Source organism: Zafaria sp. Z1313, assembly GCF_050563205.1.
Lineage (GTDB): Bacteria > Actinomycetota > Actinomycetes > Actinomycetales > Micrococcaceae > JAZDCJ01.
Genome location: NZ_JBNWUK010000004.1, coordinates 199,769 through 209,814, shown reverse-complemented (window position 1 = coordinate 209,814; position 10,046 = coordinate 199,769). Strand labels below are relative to the sequence as shown.

The following is a 10,046-nucleotide window of genomic DNA, read 5'->3' as shown; positions in this document are numbered from 1 at the left end:
CCGCTTCGTTAGCCCGGCGAGCAGCCCGTCCGGGCCGACCAGGCTGACGCCCTTCTCCTTCGCTTCCGCGAGCAGCTGCTCCGCGATCTGCTGCTGATCGATGATCTCTCCCGTCACAGGATCAATCATCTCGATGACATCGGTCATCGCCTTTCCTTTCGGTCAGGCCAGGACCAGATACACCGTTCGTCTGACACTCCCTCGTGTCGCTGACACCATCGAAAGCCCTTCACGTCGTCTTGATCCACGGGCTCCGGCCGAGGGCGGGCCCTCATCCGAGCACACCAGTGTGATCGAACTCATAAGTTGAATGGCATGACCATACCACCTTTGAGCCTTTCGTCAACAGGCCGGTATCATCAGGGGTGTGCCCCCCGCCTGGGGCGTGGCAGCCGCCGGCGCCCAACCTGTGCGTCGGGCTGACCCCGGCGCACCTGAACGACAGGAGACGGCGTTGTCCGCAACCCCCGCTAAGTCGACACCCCTACAGCTTTTCAACCAGGTGAGCGTGGACCGCGCCTATCACGTCATCGTCGAACAGATTAAGCAGCTGATCAGGGACGGCGAGCTGAAGCCGGGCGACCGCCTCCCCAACGAACGCGAACTTTGCCAGCAGCTGGGCGTCAGTCGCGTGACGGTCCGCGAGGCGCTCCGCGTCCTGGAGGCGACCGGACTGATCCGGGTGAACCTCGGGGCCCGCGGCGGGTCCTTCTTGACCTCCCCCTCGCCGGAGATCGTGGGGGACAACCTCGCGCACCTCCTGACGCTCTCGCCCATCACCGCGAGTGCAGCGACGGAGGCGCGCCAGGTGTTCGAGCTCGGGATCCTTCCGCTCGTCATCGAACGGGCTACGCCGGAAGACATCGCCGCGCTCCGAGGGCTCGTGGCCGACGCGAGGGCCGATGGCGCCCATTCCATGGACATGTCGGCCGCGTTCCACGTGCGGCTCGCGGCCTGCACGCACAACCCGGCCATCGAAGCACTGATGCACAGCTTCCACGGCCCGCTGATCTCCTCCCTCCGGGCGGCGAAGACGGTCGCCCCCCACATGGGCCTCAAGGGCACCGAGGAACACGGCGAGCTCGTGGACGCCATTGCGGACGGAGACCTCCCGCGCGCGCAGACGATCCTCGCCCAGCACTTGGAGCGGACGGCGCAACGCGTCGCGGAGAAGTGAGCGCGGACACGCGTTGTGGTCTAATGGTCATACCCTTGAAGGAGGACCATGGACCACATCGCAACCTCGCGCATGTCCGCGCGCACCCTGATCATCGGCGCCGGCCAGGCCGGCCTGCAACTCGCCACCAGCCTGCGCGAGCTGGGCGACACGTCACCGATCACCGTGATCGGCGGGGAGACCCGGCCGCCCTACCAGCGCCCCCCGCTCTCTAAGGCCTTCCTCAGCGGCAAGGCCGCAGAGCACGAGTTGGCGCTCCGCGGCCCCGACTACTACGCGGCAAACGACATCACGCTCATCTGCGGCGAGTGGGTCGATTCGGTCGCGCTCGACGACGATGCCGCCGCACCGGGCACGGCAGTGACTCGCAGCGGCCGGACGATTGCTTTCGACCGCCTCGCGTTCACCGTTGGCGGCACACCGCGCCGGATGCGGGTGAACGGTGCCGAGCTCGCGGGGATCCACTATCTGCGCACCATCGACGATGCTCTCGCGTTGAAGGGCTCCCTCGACGACGCCTCCCGCGTGGTCGTCGTCGGCGGCGGCTTCGTGGGTCTCGAGATCGCCGCGGCGGCCACCGCCAGCGGAAAGGACGTCACCGTTCTGGAGGCACAGGATCGCCTCATGGCACGAGCCGTCGCCCCCGAGATGTCCCGCTTCTACGCAGAGGCCCACCAGCGCAGGGGAACACGCATCGTCTTGGATGCCGCGGTGTCCGGCTTCCGGGGAACCGACCGGGTGAACGGCGTCGAGCTCGCCGATGGCCGCGTGATCGACGCCGATGCCGTGGTCGTCGGCATCGGCCTGGTAGCCCACACGGAGCTCGCCGCGTCGCTGGGGCTGGCCAACGACCGTGGCATCGAAGTCGACGCCTTCGGGCGCACACGCATCCCTGGCATCGTCGCTGCAGGCGACTGCGCGGTGAGCACCCACCCGGTCCACGGCCCTGTCCGGCTCGAGTCGGTCCCCAACGCCATCGCGCAGGCCAAGGCCGCGGCGGCCGCCTTGCTGGACCGGGAACCGGCCGCCACGGCGGTGCCGTGGTTCTGGTCGGATCAAGCCGACCTCAAGCTCCAAATGGCCGGCCTCACGATGGGCTACGACCAAGTGGTCCTCCGGGGCGACCCGGACAGCGAGCGCTTCTCCGCGCTCTACTACCGCGATGGCCAGCTCGCATCGATCGAGTCGGTCAACGCCCCGCGCGACTACATGGCCGCCAGGCGCATTCTCGAGACGGGCGGCAACATCCCGCCGGAAGCTGCGCGCGACACGGGCATCCCGCTGAAGGCCCACCTCACGGCGTGACGACGTGGTCCGGCCGGAGCGCCTTCCGTGCGCCCCGGCCGGAACACGTCAGATGACGAAGGACTCCAGCGACTCGGGGGCGAACAGGTCCTCTGGGTCCCTGCGCGCCGCGGACAGGCCCTGCTCGTGGTGGTAGCGCAGGAACGTGGCAAGCACCCCTCGGTCGGCGCCACCCAGCCCATAGGACCAGTAGTCTTCGCCCAGGAGGTTGCGCGCCGCCTCCAGATGCAGCGTCAACCATGGCTCCATGAACCGCAGCGCCGAGGAGTCGTAGATGCGCGCCGCCGCCTGCGCCTTCGCCTCTGTCATCGCCTTCGTCAGTGATTGCGCCACCCAGCGGTGGCGCTCGTACAACTCCCGGCGCAACACCACGACGTGCATGATCGGGAAGATCCCCGTTTCCCGGAAATACGCCTGCTCCGCCTCCTTGGTGTCGGGGAAGAGCCGGGCGATCGGCCCCCCCGATCCCCGGAACGTGCTCGGGATCCGCGGCGACAGGATCGCGTCGAGGTCGCCGGCGGCGAGCATCTCGGACAGCGTGCGGTCCCCGGGGATCGGCTGGACGTCGAACGGCACATCCACCTCGCCCTTCTCGATGCGTCCGGGCCTCTCCTGGCCGCCGGTGAAGAACGTCGACCCGTCCAGCGGAAGGCCGTGGTGGTCGGCGAGGATCCCTCGCTGCCACACGCACGCGGTCAGCTGCACCTCGGGCATGCCGATCCGCTTGCCGCGCAGGTCGGAGGGCTTCTCGATCCCCGCGTCGACGTTGACGAACATCCCTCCGTGGCGGAACTGGCGGGAGGTGTAGACCGGTAGTGCGACGAACGGCGGTTGGTCTCCCCTATCGAGGGCGTTGAGCGTCGAGACGTAGGTCGACAGCGACATCTCCGCCGCGTCGAACTCGCGGTGGCGGGCCATGCGGAAGAAGGTCTCCTCCACGGGCAGGCGCAGGTAGGTGAGGTCGATGCCGTCGACGGCCACGCTGCCGTCCTCGATCCCCCGGGTGCGGTCGTAGTCGCCACACGCGAAGGTCAGCTGCAGGCGGCCCATCAACTGCTCCCCGCCAGGCGCACGGCCAGCCGCGGATAGACGCGCAGCGCGTTTCCGTGCGTGATCGCATCCCAATCGGCCTGCGATCGCTGAGAAGAGCGCAGGTACGCGAGCGTGTCATCCCACTCCACGCCGGTTTCGGGGTCGGCGCCGCGCACGGCCCCGAGCATCTCCGAGGCGAAGAGCACGTTCGATGCCGGGATCAGGTCCACGAGGAGGTCGTATCCGGGCTGGTGGTATACCGCCGTATCGAAGAACACGTTGCGCAGGAGCTCGGAGGGATCCTGCCAGCCGTGGCGCATCGCAAGTCCGCGGTAGCGCCCCCAGTGGTAGGGAACCGCTCCGCCGCCATGGGGTATGACGAGCTTGAGGCCAGGGAACCGCGTGAACAGATCCGACGGCAGCAACTGCATGAAGACGCTCGTGTCGGCGTTGAGGTAGTGCGCGCCGAGCGTGTGGAAGTTCGGGTTGCACGCCGTCGAGACGTGCACCATGAGGGGCACCCCGAGGTCCTCGGCGGCCTCGTAGATCGGGAACCACGAGGGGTCCGTCAACGGCACGCCCGCCCAGGTCCCAGAGGGATCTGGGTTGAGGTTGGCCCCCACGAACCCGAGCCCCTCCACGGTGCGTTTCAATTCCGCGAGTACGCCTTCGAGGTTGCCCTCCGGTGTTTGGGGCAGCTGTGCGACAGGGGCGAAGTGGGCGGGGAACAACTGGCTGACACGGTGGACCATGTCGTTCGACGCCTGCGCCCACGCATTCGCGATACCGGCATCTGGTTCATGGTGTGCCATCCCGGAGGCGCGGGGCGAGAAGAGCATGAGGTCCCCGCCGCGCTCGCGCAGGACCCGGATTTGGTGCTCTTCGACGCTCTCGCGGATTTCCTCGTCCGAGACCTGGCCGTTGAGGGCTGCCGCGCTCGGCGCTTCCCCCCGGAGCTGCGCCGAGCGGAACCGGTGGAGCGGCTCGGGTTCTGTCGTGTAGTGCCCGTGGACGTCGATGATCACGATCCCAGTCCTTCCTTCCACGTCCGGTAGTCGACGTACCGGATCCCCGCAGCCTCGATCATCGGGCGCATGTTGTTGACGTCGAGCGCGATTTCGCCCGCCAGGTACCGTGCCCGGGAGAGTTCTTCCTTCTCTTCGCGTTCCCGCGCGGCGTCCAGCACCTCGGCGAGGCGCGTGCGCGGCACGACCACGACGCCGTCGTCGTCGGCGAGTACCGCGTCTCCGGGATTGACGATCTGGCCAGCTATGGAGATCGGCACGTTGACGTCCCCGAGGTTGCCTTTCGTCGTGCCCTCCGCGCAGACATGCCGCGACCACACCGGGAAGCCCATCGCCTGCAGGTCTGCGATGTCACGCACGCCGGCGTCGATGACCAGGCCCCGCACGCCCCGCGCCTTCAGCGAGGTGGCGAGCAGGTCGCCGAAATAGCCCATGTCGCATGGCGCCGTCGGAGTGACGACGAGCAGGTCGCCCTGCTGGCACTGCTCCACCGCCACGGCGATGGTCGTGTTGTCGCCGGGGGCGACCGTTGCCGTCACGGCCGACCCGGCGACGCGTGTTCCGCTCTGGACCGGGGCGATCGGGGATGCGAGCAGTCCGTCGCGCCCCTGTGCCTCGTGCACGGTGGCGACGCCGTACCCGGCCAGCGCGTCGAGGAGGTCGATGGGCGCGCGGGGCGTGCCCGTCACGACGAGGCCCGCCATCAGTTTGCCGCCTTCGCGCTCGTCCGCCCGCCGGACTGGCCGATCATCTCGGGCATCATGGAGATGTGGATCGCGTCTTCGTCGGTCTGGCCGGCGAGCACCCGGATCGCGTGGTCGACCTGGTCGATGCCGTACCTGTGCGTAGCGAGCTTCTCGAGCGGGAACCGCCCCGATGCGATCTGCGCGACGGCGAGTTCGCAGGCGCGGTAGGAATGGCCACGGGCCGATTTGATCGTGATCGACTTCTCGGTGATCTTCTTCAACGGGAAGTCCGGGAATGCGGCCAGCTCGCCCTGCACCAGCAGCGTGCCCTCGCGTCGCGTGAGGACGTCGACCCCGAGCAGCAAGGGCGCCGTGCCGGCTCGTGACGTGCAGTCCAGCACGTAGTCGACCCCGCGCCCCTCGGTCAGGTCCATGACCTTTTCGCGCGGATCCTCCACCAGGATGTCGATGACGTCATCGGCCCCGAGCTCGAGCGCGAGGTTCAGCCGCTCCCTGTCGCGGGTGGTGCCCGAAACGATGATCCGCGAGGCGCCGGCCTGCTTCGCCGCCACGACCTGCGAGAGCCCCTGCTGGCCGGGACCTTGGATGAGCACGGTGTCGTTGTAGCCGATGCCCGCGGTGAGCAGCGCCCATTCGATGCCGTTGGACAGCGGCATGATCAATCCCGCCAGCTCGGCCGACATCGTCTGGGGGACCTTGTGGAGCACGGCATTCCATGGCAGATACATGTACTCGGCGAATCCACCCCACAGGGTGCCGGGCATGTCGGAGGACGTGTAGCCGAACCGGCGCGCGTCGGGGTTCGTGCGCCAGTCGGTCGCTTCGCAGTGGCGGTACTCGCCGATGCGGCACCATTCGCAGTTGTGGCAGGCCACGTAGTGCTCCACGAAGACCCGGTCTCCCTCGGTGAGCCCGTGCCTGATCTTGAACCGTTCCCCTGCCTCGACGATCACGCCGACGTTCTCGTGCCCCATGATGACGGGCCCCTGCGTCGAGGGGGTATCGGGAGGCGAGAAGTACAGCTTCGCGTCGGTGCCGCAGATGCCGGCCACCTCGACCTGGAGCAGGGCCGAATCGGCATCGATGCGCGGCTTGGGGAACTCGCGCATCTCGGTCACCTCCGGTGCTGTGCGCACGGCGGCGAGCACTGAATCAATCATGGGCACGTCCTTGGGCTGGAGATTGGCAGAATGGTAAGACCAAGACTAGCATCCAACTCATAGACCTTTCGATGACGCGGAGGACCCATGCACCTGTCGATACTCACCCGCCCCCAGGGCGCTAACCGCGCCTTGATACAGGGCGCCGTTTCGTCGTCCGGCACCCGTCTGGACTTCGTCGACGAACCCGTCCTGGTGAGGGGTTTCCGGAAGATGGTGCGCGGTCTTGAATTCGATGTCGCCGAGATGGCCCTGACCACCTACCTGACCGCAAGGGAGCATGGCGTCGCGTTCACTGCGCTGCCGATCTTCCTCGTGCGCGATTTCCACCACGGCGCCACCCAGGTCCTGCGCAAGAACAGCGGCCGGCCCGTCGCCGAGCTGGCCGGCGGGCGCGTCGGTGTGAACCGTGGCTACACGGTGACGACGGGGGTATGGGGCCGCGCGGCACTGGCCGAGGCCGGGCTCGATCTTGATTCGGTCACCTGGGTGTGCTCGGGCGACGAGCACGTGGCGGCGTATACGCCTCCGGGGAACGTCCTCCGCGCACCCCAGGGGGCATCGCTCGAGGAGATGCTCTTGGCCGGCGAACTCGACGCCGTCGTCGGCGCCGGCATCACGCACCCCGACGTGGTCCCACAGATCCCGGACCCCGACGACGCGGCGGCCGAGGTGCTCCGTCAACGCGGCGTGTTCCCCATCAACCACCTCGTCGTCGTGCGCGACGAGCTGCTCGCGCAGCACGCCGGTCTGGCCTCGACTCTGTTCACCGATTTCACCGAAGCGAAGATGCGCTACATCGAGGGCCTGCGCTCTGGTCCCGGAGACAGCCGGCAGGATCAGATCCTGTCGCGGGTCATGCAGATCACGGGATCGGACCCCCTGCCCTACGGCATCGAAGAAAATCGGGCGACGCTCGAGGCTCTCATCGACCATGCGATGAGCCAGCACATCATCCGCACCCGTCCGGCGATCGAGGACCTCTTCGCCGAAGACACGCGGAAGCTCCAGGGCTGATGCCGGGCCTCGCGCACATCGCCATCGCAGGAGACCACCACGGGGTGCGGCTCATCGACCGCATCGTGGCCGTCTTGGGCGCCAGGGGGCACCATGTCTCAGACCTGGCGCCGAGGCGCGGCGCAACCGTGGACTATCCGCCGTTGTGCGCCGCGGTCGGCCGCATGGTCGCCCGGGGCGAGGCCGACATCGGGATCATCGTCGGTGGCAGCGGCCAGGGCGAGGTCATCGCCTGCAACAAGGTGCGTGGGATCCGGGCGGGTCTCGTGTGGTCCGAGTTCTCCGTCGATATATCGCGCGGCAACAACAACGCCAACGTGATGGTGATCGGCACGAAGGTCGTCGACGACGAGACTGCGCTCGCGCTTCTCGACCGCTGGCTTGCGACGCCGTTCAAGGGCGGAGTCCACGCCGAACGGGTCGCGCAGATTGCGCGCATGGAAAACGGCCTCGGGGAGGAGTGAGCACTCCTCCCCGAGGCCGCCTGCCTCAGTGCCGCGAGAGGAACTCGCGCACGCGGGCCGTCGACGCTTCGGGCGTCTGCTCGACAACCGGCACATCCCAGTACTCGGCCTGCGGCAGGCACTCCTCGAAGTAGCGCGCGGCCGATCGGGTGTGCGAGAGGTCCTCCCCGGGCACAACGAGCGCGGGGACTTCCAGCAGCTGGAGGTCCTCCGGCTCCGGTCCCGGAACGGTGTCGCGGTCGAACAGCATCCGCGCAGATCCAGAAACGAGGGTTCGGTACCGCTCGAGGCTCGTGGCAGCGTACCGCTCGGCGAATCCCTCGTCCGTGCGGAGCACCGCGGCCCAGGGGCCGACCCGGGGATCTTTGCTGAACCCCGCCGTGGTGGACTGCGCGTGCTCGACCACGGCCCGCAAGCCGTGTTCCAGGGCGAACCCGAGATGCTGCGTGAAGCGCATGTGCTGGGCCGCCCGGTAGGTCACCCCTCCAGCCGGCGAGAACAGCACCATGCTGCGTACGCGCTCTGGATGTGCAACCGCAAGCAGGGCGGCGGACGAACATCCGACGCACCCGCCCATGGTGTGCACCTTGTCGAGTCCGAGATGGTCGATCAGGCCGGCCGCCTGGTCGACGTACTTCGGCCACGACAGCCGTTCGAGGCGGCCACCGGACCGGCCCGACTCGCGCCGATCGAACACGACGCAGGTGTACTGCCGCGAAAGGGCGTCGATGAATCCCAACTCTTTGTAGCGTCCGAACGTGGTCCAGTTCTCCAGACTCGAGTCGAAGCCGCCCGGGCTGAACATCAGGATCGGCGGACCGTCGCCGACCAGCTCGTAGCGGGTGCGGATTCCGCCCAACTCAACAACAGGCATGCCCTCTCCTTCGTTTCGTCAACTCGCGCCCGGGTTCTTGATGCCGCCACGGATCTGGCGTCCTGCGCGGACGTCCTCTGCGCAGGCGGCAAGCCCGTCGTAAGCGATGCGGGCGATATTCGCGTACGTGTCGGGCTCGGCATCCAGCCATTTCTCGTTGTAGCCAAGCGCGGCGGTGGCCATGCGGATCCTGCCGTCCAGCCACGGCCCTCCGCCGAAACCGCCGAGCACGGGGATCGAGACCGCCTGGGCCACGGCGGGCCCCACGACCGGACCGGAATTCGTGAAGTTCAGCAGCACGGCACCGGCGGCCTCCAACCGCTTGGCCTCGGCGACGAGCTCCGCGGTCATCTCCTCCGGAACTTGGACAGTGTGAGCGCTCGAGTAGTCGAGCCCGTACTTCAACGAGGTCTGCGGTGTGATCCCAAACTGCGCGAAGACCGGGATACCCGCTCGCGTGAGCGCTTCGACCTCCTCCGGGAAATCGGCCGCGCCGTCGAGCTTGACGAGGTCGACCCCCGCCTCCTTCACCAGTCGGACGGCCGCGTCCAGAGCGCCGCCCAACTGCAGCGGGCCAAAGGGGAAGTCGCAACTCAGAAGGGCGTTCTTCACGCCGCGGCGTACCGCCTTCGCGACCACGAGCAGCTCGTCGAACGTGACCTCCAGCGGATTCGGCTGCCCCCACATGTTGACGCCAACCGTGTCGCCGACCGAGACGATGTCGGCGCCAACGCGGTCGGCTATTCGCGCCATCTGGTAATCCCAGCAGACGAAACAAACGGACTTCTCGCCCGCCTGTTTCATTGCCTGGAGCTGAGGGATTGTTCTCATGCCCTGATCGCCCTCAATAGCTCGAAGAGGTCGTCCTTATCCGCGGGAACCAAGAGGATGCGGGCATACGGACGGAGCGCGCTCAGCGCCTCGCCCCCGAGGGGGCCCGCGTCAAGCAGGAGAAGCCCCGCCGTCATGATCGACCGCTCGCGACACGCTGCCCCCACGGCGGCGGCCGCCGCCGAGACGACGGAATTCGTCGCGACCATGACGACAGAGTCGGACTGGTCGATCTCCAGGAGCATCGGGCGCCGCTGGCCCTCCAGCGTGATGAGCTCCCCACCGGAGTCGGACGCCGTATAGAACTGAGCCTGGCCCCAAGGACCGCCGGAGACCGACCGGACGGTTTCCTCCGCGATCTCATCGAATGCGACCACACGGGTCGAGCGGGCGTATGCCAGTGGATAGTCGATACGGTAGGCGGCCTCTTCCATCGTGGCCGCTCGAGCGCAGG

At 67.8% G+C, this 10,046-nt stretch carries 11 protein-coding genes and 1 pseudogene; 4 read left to right on the top strand and 8 right to left on the bottom strand.

Features of this window, described 5'->3' with window-relative positions; all coding sequences use genetic code 11:
* A pseudogene (locus ACQ3I4_RS06770) lies at positions 1-129 on the bottom strand (IS256 family transposase); the annotation flags it as partial.
* 379 nt (positions 130-508) lie between these two features.
* On the opposite strand from ACQ3I4_RS06770, the gene ACQ3I4_RS06765 reads away from it, so the two are divergent.
* The gene (locus ACQ3I4_RS06765) at positions 509-1,177 is read left to right on the top strand and encodes a FadR/GntR family transcriptional regulator (RefSeq protein ID WP_430633169.1); all 669 of its coding nucleotides are present in this window, start codon (positions 509-511) and stop codon (positions 1,175-1,177) included.
* 48 nt (positions 1,178-1,225) lie between these two features.
* Positions 1,226-2,482 carry an NAD(P)/FAD-dependent oxidoreductase gene (locus ACQ3I4_RS06760; protein ID WP_430633168.1) on the top strand — a complete coding sequence of 419 codons (1,257 nt, stop codon included), beginning with the start codon at positions 1,226-1,228 and terminating at the stop codon, positions 2,480-2,482.
* A gap of 48 nt (positions 2,483-2,530) precedes the next feature.
* Here the strand turns inward: ACQ3I4_RS06760 and ACQ3I4_RS06755 are convergent, their stop codons facing one another.
* Genes ACQ3I4_RS06755 through ACQ3I4_RS06740 form a run of 4 tightly spaced genes read right to left on the bottom strand, consistent with a single transcriptional unit; the run spans position 2,531 to position 6,406 of the window.
* Positions 2,531-3,532, bottom strand: a complete 1,002-nt coding sequence (locus ACQ3I4_RS06755) for a hypothetical protein (protein ID WP_430633167.1) — start codon at positions 3,530-3,532, stop codon at positions 2,531-2,533.
* Positions 3,532-4,539 carry an amidohydrolase family protein gene (locus tag ACQ3I4_RS06750; RefSeq protein WP_430633166.1) on the bottom strand — a complete coding sequence of 336 codons (1,008 nt, stop codon included), beginning with the start codon at positions 4,537-4,539 and terminating at the stop codon, positions 3,532-3,534. The genes ACQ3I4_RS06755 and ACQ3I4_RS06750 overlap by 1 nt, the downstream gene beginning before the upstream one ends.
* A complete protein-coding gene (locus ACQ3I4_RS06745; protein ID WP_430633165.1) occupies positions 4,536-5,243 on the bottom strand; it encodes a 4-carboxy-4-hydroxy-2-oxoadipate aldolase/oxaloacetate decarboxylase in 708 nt (235 codons plus the stop codon). The genes ACQ3I4_RS06750 and ACQ3I4_RS06745 overlap by 4 nt, the downstream gene beginning before the upstream one ends.
* Positions 5,243-6,406, bottom strand: coding sequence for a zinc-dependent alcohol dehydrogenase (locus ACQ3I4_RS06740; RefSeq protein WP_430633164.1), 1,164 nt, complete (start codon positions 6,404-6,406; stop codon positions 5,243-5,245). Before ACQ3I4_RS06740 ends, ACQ3I4_RS06745 begins: the two co-directional genes overlap by 1 nt.
* An 87-nt stretch (positions 6,407-6,493) precedes the next feature.
* Between ACQ3I4_RS06740 and ACQ3I4_RS06735 the strand changes: the two genes are divergently transcribed.
* Both ACQ3I4_RS06735 and ACQ3I4_RS06730 read left to right on the top strand, forming a co-directional pair.
* Complete coding sequence (locus ACQ3I4_RS06735; RefSeq protein WP_430633163.1) at positions 6,494-7,423, top strand: hypothetical protein; 930 nt, start codon at positions 6,494-6,496, stop codon at positions 7,421-7,423.
* Positions 7,423-7,887 carry an RpiB/LacA/LacB family sugar-phosphate isomerase gene (locus ACQ3I4_RS06730; protein ID WP_430633162.1) on the top strand — a complete coding sequence of 155 codons (465 nt, stop codon included), beginning with the start codon at positions 7,423-7,425 and terminating at the stop codon, positions 7,885-7,887. Before ACQ3I4_RS06735 ends, ACQ3I4_RS06730 begins: the two co-directional genes overlap by 1 nt.
* Before the next feature lie 25 nt (positions 7,888-7,912).
* Here ACQ3I4_RS06730 and ACQ3I4_RS06725 read toward each other — a convergent pair whose 3' ends face one another.
* From ACQ3I4_RS06725 to ACQ3I4_RS06715, 3 genes are read right to left on the bottom strand one after another with little or no spacing between them, the layout of a single operon-like run.
* The gene (locus tag ACQ3I4_RS06725) at positions 7,913-8,761 is read right to left on the bottom strand and encodes an alpha/beta fold hydrolase (RefSeq protein WP_430633161.1); all 849 of its coding nucleotides are present in this window, start codon (positions 8,759-8,761) and stop codon (positions 7,913-7,915) included.
* An 18-nt stretch (positions 8,762-8,779) separates the two neighbouring features.
* Positions 8,780-9,592: a 3-methyl-2-oxobutanoate hydroxymethyltransferase gene (locus ACQ3I4_RS06720; protein ID WP_430633160.1), complete on the bottom strand. Its 813-nt coding sequence runs from the start codon at positions 9,590-9,592 to the stop codon at positions 8,780-8,782.
* The gene (locus ACQ3I4_RS06715; RefSeq protein ID WP_430633159.1) at positions 9,589-10,026 is read right to left on the bottom strand and encodes a hypothetical protein; all 438 of its coding nucleotides are present in this window, start codon (positions 10,024-10,026) and stop codon (positions 9,589-9,591) included. The genes ACQ3I4_RS06720 and ACQ3I4_RS06715 overlap by 4 nt, the downstream gene beginning before the upstream one ends.
* Positions 10,027-10,046 lie beyond the last annotated feature (20 nt).